The following is a 24411-nucleotide window of genomic DNA, read 5'->3' as shown; positions in this document are numbered from 1 at the left end:
CTGGACACGGCCGGGTTCGGCGGCCTGCGGACAGGTCGTCCGGGCCGGGACGAACGCGTTGGTCTGTCCCGGCCCGGACGCGCGTCAGCTCCAGACCATGTTGAGCTCACGCTCGAAGTTGACGTACCCGGCCCGCTCGAAGGCCCGTGCCATCGGGACGTTCCCGACGTCCGTGGACGCGCGGATCCGCGGGACGTCCTGCGCGGAGAGGATCCGCGTGCCCTCGGCGAGCAGATCGTCGATGTGGCCGTTGCCCCGGTACGCGGGCAGCACGCCGATGTAGGCGATGATCGCGTTGTAGTTGTTCAGAGCCGGGATGACGAAGCCCACGGGATCGCCGTCGGGCGTGGTCGCCGTCTGCCACCACTCCCGCGGGCTCTTGTACCGCACCATCTCGTCGTCGTACTGCGCGGACGCCGCCTGGGCGGGGGTCATCTGCGCCAGGTCGGCATGACTGTGCGCGTCGAGCGTGCCCTCCAGGACGAGGGCCATCAGCTCGACGAGCTCGTCCCGGCCGCGCACCGGCCGGAACCTGAGCCGCCCGCTCGGTTCGGGGATCGGGGTCCCCGGTCGCCATTCGATGCGCAGCCGTTCGACGAGCAGCCGGGCGCCGGTCCGCTCGAGGGCGGTCATGGGACCCTCGACGGCGCGGCGGGTCGTCTCGTCGTCGCGCCACGCGGGTGGGACGAACCGGGCGTACTCCGTCCGTGGGGTGTCCGGCGGTATGACCGCGGCCGTGGCGGTCTCCACCAGCCGGACCCCGAGGTCGAGGCGCTCGGATTCGGGCAGCGTGGCGTCGAGGTCGAAGATGTCGAGCATGAACGGCGGCTCACCCGCGCCCCGGGACCACCAGGCGAGCCTGGCGAGAAGGCGATCGCCCCGCAGGGCCATCCACATCCACTCCGGTCTGCGGCGGCCGGCGTCCAGGTCGTCGGCCAGCTCGTGGTCGAACTTGTACGACAGCCGGGTGAAGAGGTCGAGTTCTTCGCGCCCGGTGATCGGGCGCATTGTCAGGTCGTTGTGAATCACGGCACGTTCCTTCGATGAGGTGTGCCAGGTCGCCCCTGGGTCAGCGCGCGGCCGTTTCCAGGGAGGGGACCGGCACGATGGTCATGGCACGCATCGGCTCACCCCTCCTTCCGTCAGCGGGGCCGGTCGTCGCCGGCCGGAGAATCGGGAGTAGTTCTATCCGCTCCCCGTACGCCCGGGCAACCGGATTTCCGTGTGCGTCCTCCGGGGCCTCCATGCCGCCCGTGCCGACCGGATCCAGCCGTTCTGTCCCCATCGGCCTCCATCGGCGCCGTCTGAGAAGATGGCGGGTCGTGTGGCAGGAAACGGACAGCATCGCCGGAAACCCGGCGCCGGGCATCGACGTGTCGGCGGCGGCGATCATCGAAGAGGGGCGCCTCCTCATCGTCAGCAAGAAGGCCGCCCCGGAGGTCTTCTACCTGCCCGGCGGCAAGCCGGAGCCGGGCGAAAGCGCGGAGGAGGCGCTGATCCGAGAACTCGACGAGGAGATCGGCGTCACGCCCACCGAGGTCGCGCCGCTGGCCCGGGTGCGGGACGTGGCCGCGCTTGAGGGCGTGCCCATGCGCCTGACCGTCTTCACCGCCGCGATCGACCGGGCTCCCCGGATCGCCGCCGAACTGGCCGCGCTCGGCTGGACGAGCGGTTCCGACCGGTACGCGCCGCTGCTCGCCCCGGCGATCCGCAACCAGGTCGTCCCGCTGCTCGTCCGATCGGGTCTGCTCCCCGGCTGAGCCGGGGGCGGCCGCCTTGGTGCCAGGGTGCCTGGCTGTCGCGATCGGCGTCACCGAGGACGGCCGGCGGCGGCCTCGCGGGCGTCGAGCAGCTTCTCCCAGTGCTCCTCGGCCCAGGTGTGGGCGGCGGCGATCGGTTCGAGGAGGCTGCGGCCGAGCGGGGTCAGCTCGTACTCGACCTGCCGCACCGGCCCGGGATGTTCGGTGCGGACCACCATGCCGTCCCGTTCGAGGGCGCGGAGCGACCGCGTGAGCACTTTCGCGGAGATGCCACGCAGAGGGACCCGCAGCTCGGAGAAGCGCCGCGGCCCGTGTTCGAGGCACCGGACGATCATGCCGTACCACTTGTCGCCGAAGCGGATCGGTGTGAGGTCGGAGGGGCAGACCGGGTCGAACATGTCCGGATCGAGGGGCTCTCGCACGGCCCCACGCTAACCGGTATCCCGATGGTAACCACGTCACCGGATAGCGTCCGCGCAGCGGCTGGAGATCAGATCCGGCCTTCCACGGACGAGGTAATTCGGATGAGCAAAATCATCATTTTCGGTGCAGGCGGAAGGGCCGGCCGGGCGACGGTCCACGAGGCCCGCCGACGCGGTCACGAGGTCACCGCCGTCGTCCGCGACCCGGCCAAGTACCGCGACCAGGGGAACGACGGGCTGTGGGACGGCGTGACACTCGTCGCGGGCGACGTCACCGACGCGGACGGCGTCGCACGGCTCGCCGCGGGACACGACGCCGTCGTCAACGCCGCCGCCGATCTGGCCGCGCCGCCGAACGTCCACTTCCCCGCCGCGACGCGCGCCCTGCTCGACGGCCTGGCCCGGGCGGGCGTGGCGCGGCTGCTGTCGGTCGGCCTCGCCTCCGTCCTGGAGAACTCCTCCGGCGTGCGGTTGATGGACATGCCCGGCTATCCGCAGGAGTACCGCGACTTCTGCCTGGGGCACGGCGCGGGGACGGACGCCCTGCGCTCCGCGGACACGCCCGTGGACTGGCTGGTGATCAGCCCGTCCGGTGACTTCGACCACGGCGGCGGGCGCACCGGGCGCTACCGCATCGCCCCGGCGGACATGGACAGCCGCATCTCCTACGCCGACTTCGCGATCGCGCTGCTCGACGAGATCGACACCCCGACGCACAGCCGTACGCACCTGGGTGTCGAGCAGGGCTGACGGTGGCGGGCGGGTCGGGAGACTCGCCGCGCAGTCCGGAAGCTCCGGTCCTCGCGAAGCCCGCTTCGCCGGGCGGGGGTCAGGGCCGGCCGGCCTCGGCGGGGCCGGCCAGGGTCGAATGCCGGTACGAATAGCCGAAATAGACGACCAGCCCGATCAGGAACCAGACCACGAACCGGGCCCACGTCTCCCAGTGCAGATACGTGATCAACCAGAGGGAGAAGAGGGCGCCGAGCGCCGGTACCACGGGCATCCCCGGACAGCGGAAGGTGCGCGGCAGGTCGGGCCGCCGGTAGCGCAGGACGATCACCGCGACGCACACGACCACGAAGGCCAGCAGGATCCCGATGTTGGTGAGCTCGGCGGCCTCGCCGATCGGCACGAGCCCCGCGATGACGGCGGAGCCGGCGCCGACCAGCCAGGTCACCCGGGTGGGCACGTGCCGGGTCGGGTGCGTCCTGGCGAACCAGCGGGGCAGCAGGCCGTCCCGGCTCATCGCGAACCACACCCGGGTGACGCCGAGCATGAACGTGAACATCACGGTCAGAATGCCGATGATCGCCCCGGCCGCGATGACGTCGGCGAGCCGGCGCAGGCCCGCCGACAGGAACGCCGAGGAGAAGCCGCTTCTCGGATCGATCTGCGTGTAATGCTGCATCCCGGTCAACACCAGGCAGGCCAGGACGTACAGCACCATCGCGATGCCGAGCGAGTAGATGATCGCCCGGGGCATGTGCCGCGCGGCGTCCTTGGACTCCTCCGCGGCCGTGCTCATCGCGTCGTAGCCGAAGACGGCGAAGAAGACCGTCGCCGCGCCCGTCACCGCCCCGCCCACGCCGTACGGGAAGAACGGCGTGTAATTGGCGGCGTCCACGTGGAAGAAGCCGACGATGACGACGAGCAGCACCACCGCGACCTTCACCACCACGACGACGGTCTCGAACCGCGCCGCGTTCTTGATCCCGAGGGTCAGCAGGTAGGCGATCAGCAGGCAGAGGGCGGCGGCGAACAGGTCCACCCGGTGCCCCTCGCCCGTCCCCGGGGCGCCCAGCATCCACGCGGGCAGGTGCAGGCCCACGTCGCCGAGCAGGAACGACAGGTAGCCCGAGATCCCGATCGCCACGACCGAGACGATCGCCGTGTACTCCAGCAGCAGGTCCCAGCCGATGAACCAGCCCGGAAGCTCGCCGAGGGCGACATATCCGTATGTGTAGGCCGACCCGGCCTTCGGCACCAGCCCGGCGAACTCGGCGTAGGAGAAGGCGGCGGCCGCGCTCGCGATCCCGGCGATCAGGAAGGACACCACGACGGCGGGCCCGGCCGTCCTGTTGGCGACGGTGCCCGCGAGCGTGAAGATGCCCGCGCCGATGATGCCGCCCACGCCGATCGCGGTGAGCTGCCACAGGCCGAGCACCTTGGTGAGCTGGACCGACTCCTCGCCCGGCGTCTCGTCGACGAGCTCGATCGGCTTGCGGCGCAGCACGCCCGTTCCGGGCCGGAGCCTCCCCATAGCGCATCCCCCGAGCGATGATCACAGACCCGTCCGATGCTCCCACCTGCGGTCGCGGCGGTGCCGGACGTTCCCCCCGCGTGTCCCCGTGCGGCTCGGCCGCCGCGCGCGGTGGCGGGACCGGCCAGAATGAGCGGATGGCCATACGAGTCTTGATCGCCGACGACCAGGAGATGGTGCGGCGCGGCCTGCGCCGCATCCTGGAGAGCCAGCCGGACATCGAGGTCGTCTGCGAGGCCGCCGACGGCGTGACCGCGGTGGAGATGGCCCGGCGGTTCCAGCCGGACGTGGCGCTGGTCGACATCCGGATGCCGCGGATGGACGGGCTGGAGGTGACCCGCCTGCTCGCCGGTCCCGACGTCGCGTCGCCGGTCAAGGTGGTGGTGGTGACGACGTTCGACCTGGACGAGTACGTCTACCCGGCGCTGCGGCACGGCGCGTCCGGCTTCCTGCTCAAGCGGTCGGGGCCGACGCTTCTCATCGAGGCGGTCCGGGCGGCGGTGGCCGGGGACAGCCTGATCAGCCCCTCCGTCACCGTGCGGTTGCTGAAGCACGTCACCGACTCAGGCCCCCGGCACGCGCCGCTGCCCGAGCCGCTGACCGAGCGCGAGATCGAGATCGCCGGCCAGGTGGCCGAGGGCAAGACCAACGCCGACATCGCCGCCGAGCTGTTCATCTCGCCCGGCACGGTCAAGACCCACGTCGCGAGCATTCAGCGCAAGCTCGGCGTGCGGAACCGGGTCGGCATCGCCGTACGGGCCTGGGAGATGGGGTACGCCCGCCCTCTGTGACCTCCGTTCGTCGCGCGAACCGGGGGAGCGGCGAGGCTGCGTACGCTCGTGGCCATGGTGCGAAGGGGGCCGGCGCGAAAGAGGCCGGCGCGAGACGGGCTGGGGCGAAAGGGGCAGAGCACGGAGCCGCTCCCGCGGGGCGGCGCGGGACGTGCGAGAAAGATCTGGTTCCGCGACGTGTTGTGCGCCGTGGTCGTCGCCATGGTGCCGCTCCCGGCCGTTTTCGCTCCTCCGAGCGGGCTCGTCGTCGCGTTCTCGGCCACCTTGGCCGCGGCGGTCGCGCTGACGCGCTGGCCGTACCGGCGGGTCAGCCTCGCCACGGCGGCGAGCGTCGTCGCGGGGGTCTCCTTCGCCGTCGCCTTCTTCTACCAGGGACGGCATCAGCTCGTCGGGGTGTGGCTGCCGGTCGAGATGGGCGGGGTGCTGGTCCTCCTCGGACGGGTGATCCGGCGGCTGCCGGGCGCGCAGGCCGCGGTGATCGGGACGTCGCTGGCCGTCGCGGCGGCGGTGGAGCTGCCCCTGCGGCTCACGCTCCGGATGCCCCGCCCCTCGCTGGACGCGTCGGTCGCCGGGTGCCTCCTGGCGTTCTTCTCCATGGCCTGCGTGGCCGGTGTCGCGCTGTACCTCAGGATCCAGGACGACCGGAGGGTACGCGCGGTGGCGCGGGCGAAGCGCGCCCAGCGGCTCGAAGTGGCCCGTGACCTGCATGATTTCGTCGCGCACGAGGTCACTGGCATCGTTCTGGAGGCCCAGGCCGCGCAGTTCGGCGACCTCGACCCGGAGCAGGCGCGGGACTTCGCCCTCCGCGTCGAGGAGGCCGGGCTGCGGGCGCTCGCGTCGATGGACCACATGGTCGGCGCGCTGCGCGATCCGGACGAGCGCGCGGCCGCGGAGCCGCCGCCGACCCGCCTGTACGGCCTGGCCGACCTGCCGGACCTCGTCGGCCGCTTCTCCGCCACCGGCGGGATCCCCGCCGAGATCCACATGTCCGAGGGCACGGACGGCGTCCCGGCTGATCCGCTGCCGCGCGAGATCGAGAGCACCGCGTACGCCGTCGTCCTTGAGGCGCTGACCAACGTGCGGCGGCACGCGTCCGCGGCGGGCCGGGTGGTGGTCGAGGTCGTCCGCGCCGCCGGTCCCGCTCTGGAGGTGTCCGTCGTGGACGACGGCGGCCGGGGCCGTGGTACCGGCCGGAAGAGGCCGGACGGCGGGGAGGCCCGGCCGTCCGGGCTGTCGGGGAGCGAGCGGCGGGGCGGGGGCACCGGGCTGATCGGCCTGGCCGAGCGGGTCGAGGCGCTCGGGGGCGTCCTGCGTACCGGCCGCCACGAGCAAGGGTGGAAGGTCACGGCGCTTCTGCCGGTCCCGGAGGGCGCGTTGGACGGGGCCGCGGCGCGGTCCTGAGCCGTGCCCCCGCGCCCTGGGCGCGGCCCGCGACAACCGCGGTCGCGCCCCTCCGGACGGCCGCCGTCGTCCCCGGGACCGTGGGCGAGCAAGAGGTCGGCCGATATCTGCCGAACGGCAGATGCCGCGGCCGCCTGAGAAGGCCGATCCTGCTCCGGACGCCCATTTGATCCGGAGGACCCGATGATGACGCGGAAGACGGCGATGTCCGTTCTGATGCTTTTCGCGGCCGCGGCGGCCCTCAGCGGCTGCGCGGACGCGTCGAACGCCACGCCCCGGTCCACGACCTTCCCGTTCAGTGGCACGACGCTGGACGTGCGGGCGCACGAGAACGCGACGGACCTGGTCGCGGCGGACCGGGACGACGTCAAGGTCACCATGTGGTTCGACGTGAAGGGAACCAACCCGAAGTCGAGCTGGTCCCTCGACGGGAACAAGCTCAACCTGCGGGCGGGGTGCAACGGGTGGGCGAACTGCGCGGCCCGGTTCCGGGTGGAGGTGCCGCGCCACGTCAAGGTCCTGCGCGACGGGCGGAAGACGAAGCTCGTCGGGAGCGCCACGCCGTCCCCGGACACGGACGGCACGCCCGCGGCGGGCTGAGCGCACCGAGACCACCATTCCACGAACGATCTGCGGAAGGCATGGAAGCGCGTCTCCCCCCAGGCAGAGACCGACGCCGTGGGCCGCGCGCCAGAACATGATGAACAAAACACCACTTCAGGGGACGCCGACGCTCGAACTGGAGCACGTCACCAAGGTCTACAAGGGCGGGAAACGGGCCGTGGACGCGGTGTCGCTGCGTCTCGGCGCGGGACTGCTCGGCCTCCTCGGGCCGAACGGAGCCGGGAAGTCGTCGCTGATGCGCATCGCGGCGACGGTCACCCGCCCGACCAGCGGAAAGATCCTCTTCGACGGGACCGACGTGGTGTCCCGGCCGAACGCGCTTCGTGCGGTTCTGGGCTACCTGCCGCAGGACTTCGGCGTCTATCCCCACCTGTCCGCCCGGGAGTTCCTCTCCTACCTCGCCGCCGTGAAGGGGCTGTCGGCCCGCTCGGCGCGCCGCCGCATCGAGGAGCTGCTCGAACTCGTCAACCTCACCGAGGCGGGACGCAGACCGCTGGGCAAGTACTCCGGCGGCATGCTGCGCCGGGTCGGCATCGCGCAGGCCCTGCTGGCCGACCCGAAGGTGCTGATCGTGGACGAGCCGACGGCCGGGCTGGACCCCGAGGAGCGGGTGCGGTTCCGCACCATGCTGAGCGATCTGGCGGAGGACCGGGTGGTGCTGCTGTCCACGCACATCGTGTCCGACATCGAGTCGGTGGCGTCCGACATCGCGATCGTGGCCCGGGGGCGGCTTCTGCGGCGCGGCGCCCCGGAGGAGCTCCTCCGCGAGGTGGACGGCCAGGTCTGGGAGACGGTCGCCGGACCGGCCGAGGCCGCCGCCCTGCGGGAGCGCCACGTGATCAGCCGGACGCTCCGGACCGCGGACGGCGTCCGCCTCCGGCTCCTGTCCGCCGCGCCGCCGGGCGGCGACGCCGTACGGGTGACGCCCGACCTGGAGGACGTGTATCTGGCCGTCATCAACGGGTCCGCCGGGCGGTCCCTGCGGCAGGCCGGCGCCGGAGCGGGCCGATGATCGCGCGGGCCCTGATCGCGCTGGCCGTCGCCGACTTCCGCGAGCGGGTACGGCGCCCCGCGTACGCGGTGACCCTGCTCGCGGCGGTCGGCCTGGCGTGCCTGGCCGTCCCGAGCGCCGCGTCCCGGTGGGTGATCCTCGACGTCGGGGGTTACCGCGGCGTCTACACCAGCGCCTGGGTCGGGACGGCCACCGCCCTCGCCGGAGCCCTGTGGCTCACGACCGGCGGGTTCTACGTGGTACGCGACGCGATCGGCCGGGACGAGCGCACCGGTGTGGGCCCGCTCCTCGCCGCCACGTCGCTGCGCACGCCGACGTACCTGCTGGGGAAGTTCCTCAGCAACTTCCTGGTGCTCGCCTCGATGGTGGTCGTCCTCGCGGTGACGGCCCCGCTCATGCAGCTCGCGCGGGGTGAGTCCTTCGCCGTCGACCCGGTGGCGCTGCTGCTGCCGTTCGCGGTGATGACGCTGCCTCCGCTGGCGCTGACGGCGGCGGCCGCGATGCTGTTCGAGACCGTACCGCTGCTGCGGAGCGGTGTGGGGAACGTCGTCTGGTTCGGCGTCTCCATGGCGTTCTTGCTGGCCGGGCAGGGGCGCAACGCCCCTCTCGGCGGCTTCGGGGTGCGGCAGGCGGCCGAGTCCATGCGCGTCGCCATGGCCGAGCAGGGGATCGGTGTGCGCGCCCGGGAGTTCAGCCTCGGTCTGACCGAGGCGAAGGAGCCGCTGCGCACCTTCCGCTGGGACGGGTTCGCCCTGGACGGCGCCTTCCTGGGCGGCCGGTTGCTCTTCTTCGTGCTGGCGCTCGCCGTCGCGCTGCTGCCCGTCCTGTGGTTCGGCAGGTTCGACCCGGCGCGCCGGCTGCTCGGTGCCCCGGCCGCGGCCGAGGGCGCGCACGCGGCGGGGAGCGCCCAGGAAGCAGCGGGGCGGCCGATCGCCGAGCCGCAGGCGCCCGCCGTGTTCGGCGCCGTCCCGGCGAGCGTCGCGCGCCTGGGCCGGGTGTTCTCGTTCTGGCGGCTCCTCGCGGGCGAGCTGCGCATCCTCGCCCAGGGGCTCTCGCGCTGGTGGTGGCTCGCCGCGGCGGGGGTGACGGTGGCCGGGTTCGTCGCGCCGGAGCCGACGATGCTGCTCCCGCTCGCCTGGGTCTGGCCGGTCCTGATCTGGTCCCGGCTCGGCACCCAGCGGGTCGAGCACGGTCTGGACGGGCTCCTCGGTGCCTACCCCACGCCGTCGAAGGGGCTGCTCGCGGAGTGGGCGGCCGGGGTCGTGCTCACGGCCGTGACCGGGGTCGCGCCGCTGGTCCGGATGGTGGTCACCGCCGACTGGCCCGGCGCCGGGGCCTGGGCGGGCGGGGCGCTCCTGGTCCCGTCGCTGGCCCTGGCGCTCGGCGTGGCGTGCCGTACGCACCGGGTGTTCCAGGTTGTCTACCTGGGCGTGTGGTATCTGGCCGTCAACGGGGTGGCGGCGGTGGACTACATGGGCGTGGTCCGTTCCGGCGGCCTGCCGGCCGGTCCGTCGCCGCTCGTGGTCGCCGCCGTCGCCCTGGTGCTGGTCGGCGCCGCCCTCGCGGTCCGTACGGCACGGCACGCGACGCGCTGAGCGGCATCATGGGCCTCTGGTTTCACCTGACATGGCCGGGGCACATCTGGCATCCCACCTGGTCGCACCATATGGGCGGAATGTAACGTTATGTAGCACTGGGGGGACGCTATGCATAAGATCATCTGCGTTGCGGCGCTCGCCGCGACGGTGTTCGGGACGACCGGGGCCGGGTACGCGATGGACTGCGTGACCGGCGGCAAGCAACAGGTCAGCCGGGCTCAATACCGGATCCTCATCAGGCAGTGCAGGTACGCCGACACGAAGACCGCCCGGCGGGAATGCCGCGCCAAGGTCCGGCGGACCTACACCGTCGGGGCGGCCAACCCCAACCTCGACTGCCGGACGTACTCCAGCGTCACCGTGTGCGGAAAGCTGAAGCTCAGCCCCCGCCAGAAGGCGTGCGTACGGGAGTCGGTGCGGAGCGGTCTCACCTTCCGGCGGTCGGAGGTGGAGTGCTACGCCTTCTACGGGAGAGGCCGGAACTGACCCGATCCGCCTGGGTCAGAGCGCCTGGAGCCCCTGGATCACCTCAAGCAGGATGCGCTCCTCCGGCAACCGGCCCGCCGTGGCCGGCGCGTGCACGGTGATCATGCCGCGGTCCCGCAGGTCCCCGAGCAGGATCCGCAGGACGTTGACCGAGAGTCCGGTCTCGGACGCCAGGTCCACCAGCGTGGTCGCGGAGCGGCAGACGTCGAGGATGCGCAGGTGCTCGGGCGACAACCCACCCGTCCGCCCGGACTCGGGCAGCGCCGTCCTGATGGTCGTCATCAGGTCGAACTCCGGGCCGGTGGGCCGGGTCCGGCCGCGCGTGATGGTGTAGGGCCGCAGCAGCGGGCCGTACTCCTGCTCTGTCACGACTCCTCCTGCGAGCGCTCCCGGCCGGTCCTGCCCTCGTCCGCGGCCGCCCCGGCGCCGACGGCGTACTCGGGCGTGGCGTCGTCGGCCATCAGGTTCGCGGGGATGAGCACGATCGCGGACGTCCCTCCGTACACCGAGGCGCGCAGGGAGACCCGCACGCCGTGCCGCCGCGCGAGCAGGCCGACGACGAACAGGCCCAGCCGCTCGCTGTCGGCGAGGTCGAACTCGGGCGGTTCGGCCAGCCTGGCGTTGATCTGCACCATCTCCTCGGCGCCGATGCCGAGGCCGCGGTCTTCGATCTCCAGGGCGAACCCCCTGGCCGCCACCTCGCCGTGGACGATCACCTGGGTGTGCGGCGGCGAGAAGATCGTCGCGTTCTCCACCAGCTCGGCCACCAAGTGGATCATGTCGGTCACGGCCGGGCCGGCCAGCGCCGGGCCGTGCGGCACCCCGATCTCGACCCGGAGATAGTCCTCCACCTGCTCGGTCGCGGCGCGTACGACGTCGTACAGGGAGACCGGGGTGCGCCACCCGCGCCCGGGAGCGGCGCCGGACAGGATGATCAGGCCCTCGGCGTGGCGGCGCATGCGCGTCGTCAGATGGTCGACGCCGAACAGCTTGTCCAGCACGTCCGGATCGGTGACCTGCCGCTCCAACCGGTCCAGCATGGCGAGCTGCCGGTGCAGCAGCGACTGGTTGCGGCGGGCCAGGTTGCGGAAGACCTTGCTGACGCCGTCGCGCATCCGCGCCTGGTCCACCGCGGCCTCGATCGCGGTGCGCTGCACGGAGGTGAACGCGTTGGCGACGTGGTCCACCTCCGCCGTGGTTCCCGAGATCGTGACCGGCGGCGTCTCGGCGGCCACGTCCACGTCCTCGCCGCGCCGCAGGCGGCCGACGACGGCGGGCAGCCGCCGGTCGGCCAGCTCGATCGCGGCCTGCTCCAGCCCGACCATCTCGGCGGTCAGCCGCCGTCCGAACCTGATCGAGTAGAGGACGCTGAACGCCACGATGAGCAGGCCCACGCCCGCGGCGATCCCCATGCGCCAGAGCGCCTTCTCGGCGAGCGGGACCGTCCGGTCCGCGATCGTCTGGCTCGCCTCGCCGATCAGCTCGCCGAGGGTGACGGTCATGGCCTCGCTCGCGGTACGCCAGGTGAGCGTGCCGGGGCCCAGGGCCCGGCCGGGCGTGACGCTGTCGGTGACCTCGGTCTCCATCGCGCTGAACGCCCGGTAGGTGGCCGACGCGTTCAACGTCAGGAACGGCGCGGCCAGCTCGGCGTCGAGCTGGCCGACGCCCAGCTCGTAGAGGAGCTTGCGCTTGCCGGTCATCTTCCCGAACGCGTCGTACTCGGCCTTGGTCATGTGGGAGGCCGCGAGCGTCCCGGCCAGCACGGCGGACTGCTGGCTCATCACCTCGCGGGCGCGGCTGATCAGGATGACCGCCTTGACCTGCTGGATGATGTCGAGGTCGTCCGCGATCATCAGCCGGTCGTAGACCTGGAAGCCCACCTCGGTGACGGAGTCGTAGTGCTCCACGGCCTCCATCGCCGTCAGCAGGCGCTGGTCCACCTGACTGCGCATCGCGTTCAGGCCGCGGGCGTAGGTGACCAGCTCGCGGAGCCGTCCCCACATCTCGTCCGGGGTGGCGTCCCTGGCCTGCGCGGACGCCTGCTCCAGGTGCGCGACCGCCTCGTCGGTCTTCTGCCGCTGGCTCCGCAGCTCCGGGTAGGCCGTCGTCATCCTGGCGCCGAGGTACTCGGCGGACAGGGTGCGCTCGGCCTGGAGCGCGTCGATGACGTCCTGGGTCGGAACCACCACGTTGTCGTACACGGCGCGGATCTTGAGGAGCTCCATGCCGTTCTGTACGGTGATCACCGAGCCGTACGCCCAGACCACCACCAGCGCGGTGACGGGGACCACGATGATGGCGAAGATCTTGGCGCGAACGGAACGCCTGCGTCTTGCCATGTGACCTCGCCCACCACGAACCGCTGTGTTAATTGCGGCGAAACATTAGCAATGACTGCAATGTGGATACCAGCGGCGATATCTAACGAAAGAGCGGCATTCCTGGTTGTGCGTGTCCGTGATCGCCGGCTGACCCGCGCGGACGCCGGAAGTCGCGGTCAGTTGGCGAGCATCGTCACCGAGAACGTGACCTTGCCCGACGCTCCGTCGCTGACGGCGTCCGACAGGACACTCCCGAGCGCGTCGTAGGCGGTGGGGTCGGCCCGCCGCAGCGCCGAGGGCTTGGCCCAGATGAGCACGTGCTCGCCGGTGGGCAGCCAGGACAGGTCGGTGAGGCAGTCGTAGAGGGCGTCGAAGTTGTGCCCGAAGTCTTCGGGGAAGTCGAGGGCGCGGGCGATCAGCTCCAGGATCGCGGCCGGGCTCTGCGCGCCCGAGCCGTCCAGAACGTGCGGTGTCGCGCCGCGGAGTCTGGCTTGCCGGATCGCCGCCGCGACCCCCATCCCCGTCGGCGCCTTGATGAACTGTCCCGCGACCCTTGACTGCGTCATGCCGGCCAGGCTAGCGATCGCCCAGGTCAGGGGCACGGAACCGCGCCGGTGGACAAACTTTGTCTGATTGTCAGACAATCGTGCTATGACTTCGCGCTCGGGCCCGCTGACCGTCGTCGCCGCGGCCGTCCTGTGGGGGACGGCGGGCACAGTGGGAGCGCTCGCCCCCGCCGGATCCATCTCGCTCGCCGCGGCCCGACTCGTGATCGGCGGCGCCGTGCTGGCCGCCGTCGCGGCGCGCGCCGCGCGTGCCGCCGCCGGGCGGGCGACGCCGCGCGCCCCGGGAAAGACCACCCGGCGCGTCCCCGGGGCGCTGCTCGCGGCCGGCGGGCTGGCGGTCGCGGCGTACCAGCTCTGCTTCTTCGCCGCCGTCGCCAGGACCGGGGTCGCGATCGGCACCGTCGTCGCCATCGGCAGCGGCCCGGTGTTCACCGGACTGCTGTCCTGGCTCCTCGACCGGAACCGGCCGAGCCGGCGGTGGGCGGTCGCCACGGCCGCCGCCATCGCGGGCTGTGCCGTACTGGTCACCGGAGGAGGGGCCGGCGGCGCGGACGCGGGCGGCATCGCGCTCGCCCTGCTGGGCGGCCTGCTCTACGCGTTCTACGCCGTCACGGCGGCGCGGGCGATCGGCGCGGGCATGGGGTCCGACACGGTGATGGGCGTGCTCTTCGGGGCCGCCGGCCTGATCATGCTGCCCGTGCTCGCCGGCAGCGGCCCCGGCTGGCTGGCCGAGCCGCGCGGGCTGCTCGCCGCCCTCTACCTGGGCGTCGCCACCACCGCCCTCGCCTACGTCCTGTACGGCAGGGGCCTGCGCACGACCCCCGTCGCGACCGCCGCCACGCTCGCCCTGGCCGAGCCCGCGGTGGCCGCGATCCTCGGCCTGGTCGTGCTGCACGAGCACCTGTCGGCGATCTCCTGGGGAGGGCTCGCGCTGCTGGCCGCGAGCCTGGTCGTCGTGGCGCTGCCCGACCGGAGCGCGCCCCACCCGGCGGCCCTGGAACAGGCGACCGGCCTGGGTCGTGGCTGACCACATCAAGCCCTGGGCAGCATTTGTCAGACACTCCCTAAGCTCGTCAGCATGACGTCCCTCCGACCCGTCTCCACGGTGCAGGCCCTGGCGGCGGCGCTCCGTGAGCGCGTGCTCTCCGGCGACATCCACCCCGGCGCGTCCCTGCCCGAGCAGGAGATCTCCGCCCGGTACGGCGTGGCCCGGCCGACCGTGCGCGAGGCCCTCGCCGCGCTCGTCCACGAGGGGCTGCTGCGGCGCGAGCCCAATCGCAGCGCGTACGTGCCCGAGATCACGCCTGCGGACCTCGCCGACCTCATGTACGTGCGGCGGCCCCTTGAGGACCTGATGGCCGACGCCGTCGCGGGCCGCCGGGTGGCGGCGGCCGAGGCCGCGCTGGAGCGGTTGGCCGCCCTCCCGGCCGACGCGCCGTGGGCGGCGGTCGTCAGCGAGCACATGGCGCTGCACGAGGCGCTGGTCGTGGCGGCGGGCAGCCCCCGCCTGGAGCGTCTCTACGGCGCGCTCGCCACCGAGACCCGCCTCGGCCTGGTGCGGCTCCGCGACGTCTACCCGGACCGGGAGGAGCTGGTGGCCGAGCACCGCGAGCTGCTGGAGACGATCGCGCGGGGGCCTCGGGAGGCGGCGCGGCGGGCCGTCAGGGAGCATCTCCACTGGCGGAGCGGCTGACCGCGCTCTTGCACGGAGCGGGCGGATGTAGTCACAATCCGCCCATGCACGCCAACGCAGTGCCGGAGTCCTACGTGTACGTCACGGAAGAGGGCGTAACCCGTCACTACGCCGACGGCAGCGTCGAGGCCCTCGCATGGGAGGACGTCGTCGAGGTGCGCGTGGGAGGTCTCGCCGACCCGCGCGCGGGCTTCGGTGACGGGCGGGAGGAACGGCGGGGGGACGATGAGGACGACGTCCTGATCGTCCTGCTGTCCCGTGACGGTGAGGAGTGCGTCGTCCCCAAATCGGCGACGGACGCATCCTTCCTGGCTCGGCTGCGCTACCTGCCCGACTTCGACCTCGACCGGCTCAGCTCGGCGGTCGAGGCGGCGGCCGGCGACTACGTCGTGGTCTGGCGCAGCCCCGTGCCCCCGTCCCCGCTGCCCGATTTCGACTACGACTGACACCCGATCGCGGGTCCTCGGATCCGCCGTATTCGCCGTATCCGCCGTTGCGCCAACGACAAACGGGCCCCGTTTCCGAGGCCCGTTTCCCGTGGACGCCGGTCGGCGTCAGTTGATGCGCCAGGTGTCGCCGCCCAGAAGCAGGTCGGCGAGCTGCCCCTTGCCCTTGTCGGCGGTGGCCTGCTCAAGCTGCTCGCTCATCAGCGTGTCGTACGCCGGACGGTCCACCGAGCGGAAGATCCCGATCGGCACATGCTGGAAGGCCGGCTCGTCCAGCCGCGACAGCGCGAACGCCAGGGACGGGTCGGGCCGGTGCGCGTCGTGGACGAGGATCTCGCTCTCGGCCACCTCCGACCGGTTGACGACCTCGACGCCGCCGTACGGCGCGAGCCGTACGGCCTTGGCGTTGTCGCCGGTGCCGAAGACGATCGGCTGCCCGTGCTCCAGCCGGATCGTGATCTCGTCCCGGGTCTCCGGCTCCTTCATGGCCTCGAAGGCGCCGTCGTTGAAGATGTTGCAGTTCTGGTAGATCTCGACCAGCGACGTGCCCCGGTGCGCGGCGGCCTCACGCAGCACGCTCTGCAGGTGCTTGCGGTCGGAGTCGATGGTCCGGGCGACGAACCCGGCCTCGGCCCCGATCGCCAGCGAGATCGGGTTGAACGGCTTGTCCAGCGACCCCATCGGCGTCGACTTGGTGATCTTCCCGACCTCGGAGGTGGGGGAGTACTGCCCCTTGGTCAGGCCGTAGATCCTGTTGTTGAACAGCAGGATGTTCAGGTTGACGTTGCGGCGCAGCGCGTGGATCAGGTGGTTGCCGCCGATGGACAGGGCGTCGCCGTCACCGGTGATCACCCACACCGACAGGTCGGGGCGGGACGTCGCCAGCCCGGTCGCGATCGCCGGAGCCCGCCCGTGGATCGAGTGGAACCCGTAGGTGTTCATGTAGTACGGGAACCGGGATGAGCAGCCGATGCCGGAGACGAAGACGATGTTCTCCCGGCGCAGGCCCAGCTCGGGCAGGAAGCTCTGGACGGCCGCGAGGATCGCGTAGTCACCGCAACCGGGGCACCAGCGGACCTCCTGGTCGGACTTGAAGTCCTTGAGGGTCTGCTTGCCGTCGGTCTTGGGCACCAGCGCCAGGCCCTTGCCGTTGAGGCTCTCAGTCACTGTTGATCACGTCCTGGATGACACCGGCCAGTTCCTCGGCCTTGAACGGAAGCCCGCGCACGCGGTTGTAGCTGATCACATCGATGAGGAAGCGCGCCCGCAGGAGCAGCGCGAGCTGACCGAGGTTGATCTCCGGGAGCAGCACCTTGTCGTAGGCGCGCAGCACGTCGCCGGTGTTGGCCGGCAGCGGGTTGAGGTGCCGCAGGTGGGCCTGCGCGACCTTGCCGCCCTCCCGGCGAACCCGCCGCACCGCCGCCGCGATCGGTCCGTACGTCGATCCCCAGCCGAGGACGAGGACCCGGGCGTCGCCGTCGGGGTCGTCCACCTCCAGCGGCGGGACGTCGATGCCGTCGATCTTGGCCTGGCGGAGCCGGACCATGCGGTCGTGGTTGTCCGGGTCGTAGGAGATGTTGCCGCTGCCGTCGGCCTTCTCGATGCCGCCGATGCGGTGCTCCAGCCCGGGGGTGCCGGGGACGGCCCACGGGCGGGCCAGCGTCTCCGTGTCGCGTTTGAACGGCAGGTAGGTCGTGCCGTCCTCGCCGTTGGGCTCGGTGGTGAACTCGACCGAGATGTCCGGCAGCTCGGAGACCTCCGGCACCTGCCACGGCTCGGAGCCGTTGGCCAGGTAGCCGTCCGACAGCAGCATGACCGGCGTGCGGTACTTCAGCGCGATCCGCGCCGCCTCGATGGCCGCGTCGAAGCAGTCCGACGGCGTCGAGGGGGCCACGACCGGGACCGGCGACTCGCCGTTGCGGCCGAACATCGCCATCAGCAGGTCGGTCTGCTCGGTCTTGGTCGGCATGCCGGTCGAGGGGCCGGCGCGCTGCACGTCCACCACGATCAGCGGCAGCTCGGTCGCCACGGCGAGGCCGACCGTCTCGGCCTTCAGCGCGACGCCGGGACCGGACGTGGTCGTCACGCCGAGCGCCCCGCCGAACGCGGCGCCGAGAGCGGCGCCCACCCCGGCGATCTCGTCCTCGGCCTGGAACGTTCTGATCCCGAACCGCTTGTGCTTGGACAGCTCGTGCAGGATGTCGGAGGCCGGGGTGATCGGGTAGGTGCCGAGGAACAGCGGCAGCCCCGACTGCACCGACGCCGCGATCAGACCGTACGCGAGCGCCTGGTTGCCGGAGATGTTCCGGTAGACGCCGGGGGCAAGCGTGGCGGGCTTGATCTCGTAGGAGACGGAGAACGACTCGGTGGTCTCGCCGTAGTTCCACCCGGCCTGGAAGGCGGCGACGTTGGCCTTCGCGATGTCGGGCTTCTTGGCGAACTTGGCCTCAAGGAACTTGATCGTCGCCTCGGTCGGCCGGTGGTACAGCCAGGAGAGCAGGCCGAGCGCGAACATGTTCTTGGCCCGCTCGGCGTCCTTCTTGGAGATCGAGAAGCCTTCGAGCGCCTTGACGGTCAGCGACGTGAGCGGCAGCGAGTGGACCCGCCACTCCGCGAGCGAGTCGTCCTCAAGCGGGTTGGCGGCGTATCCGACCTTCTGCAGGTTGCGCTTGGTGAACTCGTCGGTGTTCGCGATGATGTCGGCGCCGCGCGGCAGGTCGCCGAGGTTCGCCTTGAGCGCCGCCGGGTTCATCGCCACAAGCACGTTCGGGGCGTCGCCGGGGGTGAGGATGTCGTGGTCGGCGAAGTGGAGCTGGAAGCTCGACACGCCGGGCAGGGTTCCCGCGGGGGCGCGGATCTCCGCCGGGAAGTTGGGGAGCGTCGAGAGGTCGTTGCCGAACTTCGCCGTCTCCGCGGTGAACCGGTCACCGGTCAGCTGCATGCCGTCACCGGAGTCGCCGGCGAACCGGATGATCACGCGATCGAGTTGCTGAACCTGCTTGGTCACAGCTGCTCAGTCCTCCTCGCCGCGCCAGGCCGTCTTAGCTCGTGGCACGTTGTTCTGTCCATGCTAGATCCATCATCTCCAGCGACGGTGCCGCCGGCTTCACCGGCTGGCGAATCGCTTCCCTGTCATGGTGCGTGTCTCGAAGCGGTCAGGGGTCGGTCGCCACCCACCTCCACCGAGGGAAGCGAGAGGACGATCTCTGCGGGGAGCAAAGAAGTCACCTGGCACACGCGTCGATTGTCGCGCGAACCGCTCGTCCCCAAGGTGTGACCTGCGTCGCATCGGGCGGCGGGGAGGGGCCCGCCCACGGGGGTGCCCGCCGCTGCGCGTGTCGCTCGGAAATTCCATGGCCGTCGGGTCGACGGCGCTGTCACGAACGTGGGTGACGCTTCGTTCGACACAACCCCGCAGCGAGCCGGCACAGATCCACGTGCAAGCGGGCGAAGAGGATGTTGCGGGTCACGAGGTCCAACTATATGTCCCCGGGCCTTTCACGGTACCTGCGGACTCGTCGACCCGACGGAAGGCGCGGCCTGCGAGCTCGGCGACCCGGCAGTGGACCCGGCGGTGGACCCGGCGGTCGTCGGCACGATCGGAGCGGAATAGGTACGGCCCGGCGTCATCTGGGCGGTGCCGTACAGCTCGGGCACGGTCACGAAGACGAAGCCGCGTCCGCCGAGCTCGTCGAGCACCTGGGGGAGCGCGTCCGCGGTCACCTGGTCGATGTCGCGCATCACGATGACGGAGCCGCGCCGGGTGCCGGCGACGACGCGCTTGGCGACCTCCTTCGGGTCCGCGCCGGTCACGTCGCCCGCGTCCACATCGCCGCGCACGATCGACAGGCCGAACTCGCGCGCGGCGTCGGCCACCCTGGCGTCCGCCGCTCCGTACGGCGCCATGAGCAGCGACGCGGTCTGGCCGCTCGCCACGCCGATCGCGTGCTGGGAGCGCCGGAGCTGGTCGTACATCGCGCTGCCGGACAGCAGGGTGAGGTCGCGGTGGGTCCACGTCTGGTTGGCGACGAGGTCGCCCTGCTCGCGCATCCGGCGCAGCACCCCGGGCGTCGCCGTCGCGTTCGTGCCGACCATGAAGAACGTCGCCCGCGCGCCCCGCGCGGACAGCGTCTTCAGCAGCCGCTCGGTGTACGGCCCCGGCCCGCCCTGGAACGTCAGGGCCACGCAGTTGGCCACGGCGCAGTTCACCGAGCCGTTCATGGTGCTGACGGCGAGGGGGTTGTCGTCCATGGTCTTGGACAGGGGACGGGTGATCGTGGCGGCGACCGCCGCGCGGGCCACGCGTCCGAACGGCGTCAGCAGCCCGTCGGCCTCCTTGCGCGGGATCGCCACGGCCACCCGGCCGACCGATCCCGGGCTGGACTCCTGTCCGTCGAACTCCACGACGAGGTCGCCCTTGGCGTTGAAGTTGAGCGAGTCGTAGAGCTCGGGGTTCACCACGACGTTCTGGGCGTGGACCGGCGAGCTCTCGGGCAGGTGCCCGCGCACCGTCGCCGAGAGCTGCTTGATGTCGCCGATCAGGCTCGTGGAGTCCACCACCTTCCGGCTTTTCCGGTCGTACCAGAGGGTGCGGTAGGAGTCGACCCAGGTGCGGCCGGTGAACCGGCTCTCTCGCAGTCTGACGGCGACGGCGTCCCGGGTGGCGGCGGTGAGATCCCAGTCCACGTTGTACTCCAGGATGGGCTGCCCCTCCCGGATCTGCGTCTTCTCGGTGAACCGCCGTGCCTTGGCCGCCAGCTCGTCCTTGAGCCGCCGGTTGAGCGCGGGCGCGTCCGCGAGGGTGGGGTAGCTGACGTGGACGTGCGGCTTGGCCGTGCCGCTGGAGATCGTGGCGACGGAGAGCCCCGCGACCTTGGCCGGGTCGGCGAAGACGAGGACCGTCGGCTCCGACGCGACGTCGACGTTCCTGTCCTCGTGGCCGCCGAACAGTGGAAGGCCGCAGCTCGCCAGGGCCAGGACCAGGAGCATGACGACGCCGGCGAAACCAAGTGGGGGCATGCCTGGAGAGTATGGGCGGATATGTCGGCTTTACTGGCTCTTTGTGTGATCACCGCGCATCTTTTGGCTGCGAACGGTGACAAAGTGGTGACACGGTTATGATCGTGGCAGTAGCTGTACGGGCTCGGAGGCGAGCATGAACGGATATTTCAGCTCCTATCTCACCGTCGCCGTCCTCCTCGCGATCGGCCTGGCCGTCGTGTCCGGGGCGCTGCTCGTCAACCGGCTGCTGCGCCCCCACCGGCCCACCCCCGAGAAACTGCTGACGTACGAGTGCGGCGTCGATCCGGTCGGCGAGGGCTGGGCCCAGTCCCAGGTCCGCTACTACGTCTTCACCTACCTGTACGTCGTCTTCGCGGTGGACGCGGTCTTCCTCTTCCCGTGGGCCACGATCTTCGCCGCTCCGGGGTTCGGGGTCGCCACGCTGGTCGAGATGTTCGTCTTCCTGGCCTTCATCGCCCTCGGCATCCTGTACGCCTGGCGCAAGCGCGTGCTGACCTGGACATGATCGTCCCGCTGTGGCACGCTCCTCGCTTCATGACCCCCTCAGCGATCATTCAGGAATGCCCGCAGTGTGCGGCGTCCATCACCGGCGACAGCCGGTTCGTCATGTGGTGCCCGGAGTGCGAGTGGAACCTGAGCCGCCCGGACCGGGACACGCCGTCCACCCGCCCCGGCCCGCTGGCGCGGCTGAGGAACCGCCTCGACGCGCGGTTCGCCGCCGACCTTCACCGGCAGGTGCTCGGCTCCGGGGTGGGCACGCCGTCCCGTGACCCCGGCAGGATCGCGGCGTACGTGCTCGCCTCGGCCGTCCACCTGCTCGCCCTGTCCATGCTGGTGGGCGGGGTGTGGCTGCTGGTCGCGACATGGCCGAGCCCCTTCGGCGCCGTCTTCGGGATCGCGGGCGTCGGCTTCGCCTACCTGGCCCGCCCCCGCTTCGGACGCCTCGACGGTGACGCGCCGGCCCTCACCCGGCAGGAGGCCCCGGTCCTGTACGACCTGCTGGACCGCGTGGCACGCGAGGCGGGGGCACCGCCCGTGGACGTCGTCCTCGTGGACGGCGAGGTCAACGCCTCCGCCCGGACCGTCGGGCTGCGCGGCACACACGTGCTGACGATCGGGCTGCCGCTGTGGCAGATCCTGGAGTCGCAGGAGCGGATCGCGCTGCTGGCCCACGAGATGGGCCACTTCAGCAACGGCGACGCCCGCCGGATGCGGTACGTCGGCAGCGCGATCGCCACGCTGTACGAGATCCACGGGGCCGCCGCCCGCCAGCGCGTCCGCGGCAGCTTGGGCGCCATCGCTCTTGCGATCGTAGTCAACATCCTTACGGGGCTAATCCGGCTGCTCGTCCTCGGGCTGATCATGATCCTGGAGTCGCTGACGTACCGGGAGTCGCAGCTCGCCGAGTATGCGGCCGACGACAGGGCTGCCCGGATCGCGTCCCCGGTCGCGGTCGCCGGGGTGATGGACAAGCTGATCACGAAGGCACCTGCGGCCGACAGGCACCTGGAGTCGGCGGCGCACCGCGGTGGGGACCTGTGGGAGGGGATGCGCGAGTACATGGCCGGATTCCCGGAGGCGGAGGAGGAACGGCTGCGCCGGCTGGCCCGGCTGGAGCGGGCGCGCGTGGACGCCACCCATCCGCCGACCCACCTGCGCGCGGCGTTCGCCGTCTCCCGGGCGTACGGCGCGGCCACCATCGTCGTGACGGACGACGAGATGGAGCGCGTGCAGGCCGAGCTGGACGCGGCGGCGGGCCGGATCGCCCGCGAGATCGCCGACCGGGCGCGGGCGGCGCTCTACGAGTGACCCGTAGGGACGCCTGGCCGGCGGCGGCCCGTGTTTCGGCCGCCGGTTCGGGCCGTACGGACGGTTGCCGGGCCGGTGACGGCTGTACCGGTGGCCAAGACGGGGGGAGAATGGCCGGTATGGCGGTGAACCTTCCGATGCCGACGGTCGGCCCGGTCTCCCGGCTGGCCCCCAAGCCGATGAAGTTCGTGCTCAACTGGGGCCGGCGATACTCGCTGTGGGTGTTCAACTTCGGGCTGGCCTGCTGCGCGATCGAGTTCATCTCGACGTCGATGAGCCGGCACGACTTCATCAGGTTCGGAGTCATCCCGTTCGCCAACGGCCCCCGCCAGGCCGACCTCATGATCGTCTCGGGCACCGTCACCGACAAGATGGCCCCCGCCGTCAAGCGGCTCTACGAGCAGATGCCCGACCCCAAGTACGTCATCTCGTTCGGCGCCTGCTCCAACTGCGGCGGGCCGTACTGGGACTCCTACTGCGTGACCAAGGGCGTGGACCAGATCATCCCGGTCGACGTCTACGTCCCCGGCTGCCCGCCCCGTCCCGAGGCGCTGCTCCACGGGATCATGAAGCTCCAGGAGAAGATCGCCGCCGAGTCGCTCGGCGACCGTTACCAGGGTGGTGAGGCGTGACCGACTCCACTCAGGCCGGCGCCGGCATCCTGGCCGCCCTCGAAACCAGGTACGGCTCGCGGGTCCGGCTGTCCGACTCCTTCGGCGAGCCGGTCGCCGACGTGGCGCCGGAGGACTGGGCCGACCTGCTGGCCTTCGCCAGGGCCGAGGGGTTCGTGTTCTTCGACTGGCTGACCGGCGTGGACGAGCCCCCCGACGCCTTCGCCGTCGTCGCGCACGTCTTCGACCCGGTGGCGATGACCCACCTGCTCGCGCGCACCCGGGTGCCGAGGGAGGACCCGCGGCTGCCCACCGCCACCGGCGTCTTCCGCGGCGCCGACTGGCACGAGCGGGAGACGTTCGAGATGTTCGGCGTCGTCTTCGACGGGCACCCCGACCTGCGGCCGCTCCTGCTCCCGGACGGCTTCGAGGGGCATCCGCTGCGCAAGGACTTCGTCCTGGCCGCCCGGGTCGCCAAGGCGTGGCCCGGGGCCAAGGAACCCGGCGAGTCCGGTCACGGGTCGCCGAGCCGCCGCAAGATGCTCCCGCCGGGCGTCCCGTCCGGCTGGGGCGCCGCACCCGACCAGGAGGAACGGCGTGGTGAGTGAGGTGCTCGACATCGCGGTCCGCCTGGTCGTGATCGTGGTCGTGTTCCTCGCGTTGCCGCTGGTCGTCGGGCAGATGGAGCACAAGGCGATGGCGCACATGCAGTCGCGCCTCGGCCCCATGTACGCCGGGCGGTTCCACGGCTGGGCCCAGCTCATCGCCGACGGCGTCAAGTTCGTCCAGAAGGAGGACGTCATCCCGGCGGCGGCCGACCGGCGGGTCTTCGCCCTCGCCCCGGCCGTGGCGCTCGTGCCGTACCTCGTCGTGCTGGTCGTGATCCCGGTGGGGCCGGGGCTGTTCGGGGTGGACCTCGACGCCGGGCTGTTCTTCGTCCTCGCCGTCATGGGCGTCGGAGTGCTCGGCGCGATCATGGCCGGGTGGGCGTCGGCCAACAAGTACAGCATGCTGGGCGGCATGCGAGCGGCGGCCCAGCTCGTGTCGTACGAGCTGCCGCTGGTGCTGGCGGCGTCCAGCGTGGCGATGGCGGCCGGCACGCTGTCGCTGAACGGCATCGTCGAGCAGTGGCGCTGGTGGTGGCTGCCCTGGCAGGCGATCGGCGGCGTGGTGTTCTTCGTCGCCGGGCTGGCCGAGCTGCGCCGTCCGCCGTTCGACATGCCGATCGCCGAGTCCGAGATCATCATGGGACCGATGACGGAGTACACCGGCCTCCGGTTCGCCCTGTTCATGCTCGCCGAGTACGCCGGCATCGTGGTGCTGTCGGCGCTGACCACCGTGCTGTTCCTGGGCGGCTGGCACGGGCCGCTGCTGCCCGGCCCGGTGTGGACGCTCCTGAAGGTGCTCGCGCTGGCGTTCGTGGTGATCTGGGTGCGGGTGAGCTATCCGCGCCTGCGTGAGGACCAGCTCCAGAAGCTCGCCTGGGTCGGCCTGGTGCCGCTCGCCCTGCTCCAGCTCGCCCTGACCGGCGTCGTCAAGCTGGCCCTCTGACTGGCCTCGAGGTGATCAGAATCTGAGGAGCGTGGCCG

At 71.5% G+C, this 24411-nt stretch carries 25 protein-coding genes; 16 read left to right on the top strand and 9 right to left on the bottom strand.

Annotation, left to right across the window (positions count from 1 at the left end; translation table 11 throughout):
• Positions 1 to 84 precede the first annotated feature (84 nt).
• Entirely contained in the window at positions 85 to 1029 is a 945-nt protein-coding gene (locus tag AWQ71_RS36540; RefSeq protein WP_439650389.1) for a GNAT family N-acetyltransferase, read from the bottom strand.
• Between the two features lie 293 nt (positions 1030 to 1322).
• On the opposite strand from AWQ71_RS36540, the gene AWQ71_RS36530 reads away from it, so the two are divergent.
• Positions 1323 to 1760: an NUDIX hydrolase gene (locus tag AWQ71_RS36530; RefSeq protein ID WP_218002106.1), complete on the top strand. Its 438-nt coding sequence runs from the start codon at positions 1323 to 1325 to the stop codon at positions 1758 to 1760.
• Between the two features lie 50 nt (positions 1761 to 1810).
• On the opposite strand, the gene AWQ71_RS36525 is transcribed toward AWQ71_RS36530, so the two are convergent.
• A complete protein-coding gene (locus AWQ71_RS36525; protein ID WP_157570794.1) occupies positions 1811 to 2182 on the bottom strand; it encodes a winged helix-turn-helix transcriptional regulator in 372 nt (123 codons plus the stop codon).
• 102 nt (positions 2183 to 2284) lie between these two features.
• Between AWQ71_RS36525 and AWQ71_RS36520 the strand changes: the two genes are divergently transcribed.
• Positions 2285 to 2932 (top strand): NAD(P)-dependent oxidoreductase, encoded by a 648-nt coding sequence (locus AWQ71_RS36520; RefSeq protein WP_067142852.1) that lies wholly within the window; start codon positions 2285 to 2287, stop codon positions 2930 to 2932.
• Positions 2933 to 3011: 79 nt separating this feature from the next.
• Here the strand turns inward: AWQ71_RS36520 and AWQ71_RS36515 are convergent, their stop codons facing one another.
• A complete protein-coding gene (locus tag AWQ71_RS36515) occupies positions 3012 to 4442 on the bottom strand; it encodes an amino acid permease (RefSeq protein ID WP_067142849.1) in 1431 nt (476 codons plus the stop codon).
• Positions 4443 to 4579: 137 nt separating this feature from the next.
• On the opposite strand from AWQ71_RS36515, the gene AWQ71_RS36510 reads away from it, so the two are divergent.
• The 6 genes from AWQ71_RS36510 (at position 4580) to AWQ71_RS36485 (ending at position 10354) form a co-directional block, all read left to right on the top strand.
• A complete protein-coding gene (locus AWQ71_RS36510) occupies positions 4580 to 5233 on the top strand; it encodes a response regulator transcription factor (RefSeq protein ID WP_067142845.1) in 654 nt (217 codons plus the stop codon).
• A gap of 54 nt (positions 5234 to 5287) precedes the next feature.
• Positions 5288 to 6634, top strand: coding sequence for a sensor histidine kinase (locus AWQ71_RS36505; RefSeq protein ID WP_218002105.1), 1347 nt, complete (start codon positions 5288 to 5290; stop codon positions 6632 to 6634).
• Between the two features lie 186 nt (positions 6635 to 6820).
• Positions 6821 to 7234, top strand: coding sequence for a hypothetical protein (locus AWQ71_RS36500; protein WP_218002104.1), 414 nt, complete (start codon positions 6821 to 6823; stop codon positions 7232 to 7234).
• Between the two features lie 100 nt (positions 7235 to 7334).
• Entirely contained in the window at positions 7335 to 8270 is a 936-nt protein-coding gene (locus AWQ71_RS36495; RefSeq protein ID WP_067142958.1) for an ATP-binding cassette domain-containing protein, read from the top strand.
• Positions 8267 to 9865 carry a hypothetical protein gene (locus AWQ71_RS36490; protein ID WP_067142839.1) on the top strand — a complete coding sequence of 533 codons (1599 nt, stop codon included), beginning with the start codon at positions 8267 to 8269 and terminating at the stop codon, positions 9863 to 9865. Before AWQ71_RS36495 ends, AWQ71_RS36490 begins: the two co-directional genes overlap by 4 nt.
• Before the next feature lie 111 nt (positions 9866 to 9976).
• Positions 9977 to 10354 (top strand): hypothetical protein, encoded by a 378-nt coding sequence (locus tag AWQ71_RS36485; protein ID WP_245658871.1) that lies wholly within the window; start codon positions 9977 to 9979, stop codon positions 10352 to 10354.
• Positions 10355 to 10369: 15 nt separating this feature from the next.
• Here the strand turns inward: AWQ71_RS36485 and AWQ71_RS36480 are convergent, their stop codons facing one another.
• The 3 genes from AWQ71_RS36480 to AWQ71_RS36470 all read right to left on the bottom strand — a co-directional run bounded on the left by AWQ71_RS36480 (position 10370) and on the right by AWQ71_RS36470 (position 13241).
• Positions 10370 to 10723: a DUF742 domain-containing protein gene (locus tag AWQ71_RS36480; RefSeq protein ID WP_067142836.1), complete on the bottom strand. Its 354-nt coding sequence runs from the start codon at positions 10721 to 10723 to the stop codon at positions 10370 to 10372.
• Complete coding sequence (locus AWQ71_RS36475; protein WP_067142833.1) at positions 10720 to 12693, bottom strand: sensor histidine kinase; 1974 nt, start codon at positions 12691 to 12693, stop codon at positions 10720 to 10722. The genes AWQ71_RS36480 and AWQ71_RS36475 overlap by 4 nt, the downstream gene beginning before the upstream one ends.
• 158 nt (positions 12694 to 12851) lie before the next feature.
• Entirely contained in the window at positions 12852 to 13241 is a 390-nt protein-coding gene (locus tag AWQ71_RS36470; RefSeq protein WP_218002103.1) for a barstar family protein, read from the bottom strand.
• A gap of 85 nt (positions 13242 to 13326) precedes the next feature.
• On the opposite strand from AWQ71_RS36470, the gene AWQ71_RS36465 reads away from it, so the two are divergent.
• From AWQ71_RS36465 to AWQ71_RS36455, 3 genes are read left to right on the top strand one after another with little or no spacing between them, the layout of a single operon-like run.
• On the top strand, positions 13327 to 14268 hold the full coding sequence (locus tag AWQ71_RS36465; RefSeq protein WP_067142831.1) for a DMT family transporter: 942 nt from the start codon (positions 13327 to 13329) through the stop codon (positions 14266 to 14268).
• Between the two features lie 51 nt (positions 14269 to 14319).
• On the top strand, positions 14320 to 14934 hold the full coding sequence (locus tag AWQ71_RS36460) for a GntR family transcriptional regulator (RefSeq protein ID WP_067142828.1): 615 nt from the start codon (positions 14320 to 14322) through the stop codon (positions 14932 to 14934).
• A gap of 44 nt (positions 14935 to 14978) precedes the next feature.
• On the top strand, positions 14979 to 15380 hold the full coding sequence (locus AWQ71_RS36455) for a hypothetical protein (RefSeq protein ID WP_067142825.1): 402 nt from the start codon (positions 14979 to 14981) through the stop codon (positions 15378 to 15380).
• Between the two features lie 108 nt (positions 15381 to 15488).
• Here the strand turns inward: AWQ71_RS36455 and AWQ71_RS36450 are convergent, their stop codons facing one another.
• From AWQ71_RS36450 to AWQ71_RS36440, 3 genes are all read right to left on the bottom strand, one after another.
• Positions 15489 to 16547, bottom strand: coding sequence for a 2-oxoacid:ferredoxin oxidoreductase subunit beta (locus AWQ71_RS36450; protein WP_067142822.1), 1059 nt, complete (start codon positions 16545 to 16547; stop codon positions 15489 to 15491).
• Complete coding sequence (locus AWQ71_RS36445; RefSeq protein ID WP_067142819.1) at positions 16540 to 18387, bottom strand: 2-oxoacid:acceptor oxidoreductase subunit alpha; 1848 nt, start codon at positions 18385 to 18387, stop codon at positions 16540 to 16542. Before AWQ71_RS36445 ends, AWQ71_RS36450 begins: the two co-directional genes overlap by 8 nt.
• 491 nt (positions 18388 to 18878) lie before the next feature.
• Positions 18879 to 20399: a polysaccharide deacetylase family protein gene (locus tag AWQ71_RS36440; RefSeq protein ID WP_084259705.1), complete on the bottom strand. Its 1521-nt coding sequence runs from the start codon at positions 20397 to 20399 to the stop codon at positions 18879 to 18881.
• A 136-nt stretch (positions 20400 to 20535) separates the two neighbouring features.
• On the opposite strand from AWQ71_RS36440, the gene AWQ71_RS36435 reads away from it, so the two are divergent.
• From AWQ71_RS36435 to nuoH, 5 genes are all read left to right on the top strand, one after another.
• On the top strand, positions 20536 to 20907 hold the full coding sequence (locus AWQ71_RS36435) for an NADH-quinone oxidoreductase subunit A (RefSeq protein WP_067142814.1): 372 nt from the start codon (positions 20536 to 20538) through the stop codon (positions 20905 to 20907).
• Between the two features lie 29 nt (positions 20908 to 20936).
• On the top strand, positions 20937 to 22211 hold the full coding sequence (locus AWQ71_RS36430; RefSeq protein WP_157570793.1) for a M48 family metallopeptidase: 1275 nt from the start codon (positions 20937 to 20939) through the stop codon (positions 22209 to 22211).
• Between the two features lie 119 nt (positions 22212 to 22330).
• Positions 22331 to 22843, top strand: a complete 513-nt coding sequence (locus AWQ71_RS36425) for an NADH-quinone oxidoreductase subunit B (protein WP_067142808.1) — start codon at positions 22331 to 22333, stop codon at positions 22841 to 22843.
• Positions 22840 to 23430 (top strand): NADH-quinone oxidoreductase subunit C, encoded by a 591-nt coding sequence (locus AWQ71_RS36420; protein ID WP_245658869.1) that lies wholly within the window; start codon positions 22840 to 22842, stop codon positions 23428 to 23430. Before AWQ71_RS36425 ends, AWQ71_RS36420 begins: the two co-directional genes overlap by 4 nt.
• Positions 23423 to 24373, top strand: a complete 951-nt coding sequence (gene nuoH, locus AWQ71_RS36415; protein WP_067142947.1) for an NADH-quinone oxidoreductase subunit NuoH — start codon at positions 23423 to 23425, stop codon at positions 24371 to 24373. The genes AWQ71_RS36420 and nuoH overlap by 8 nt, the downstream gene beginning before the upstream one ends.
• The last annotated feature ends 38 nt before the right edge of the window (positions 24374 to 24411 follow it).

The sequence above is a fragment of the Microtetraspora malaysiensis genome (assembly GCF_001528665.1).
GTDB classification, from domain to species: domain Bacteria; phylum Actinomycetota; class Actinomycetes; order Streptosporangiales; family Streptosporangiaceae; genus Microtetraspora_A; species Microtetraspora_A malaysiensis.
This window is presented reverse-complemented; position numbering and strand designations above follow the sequence as displayed.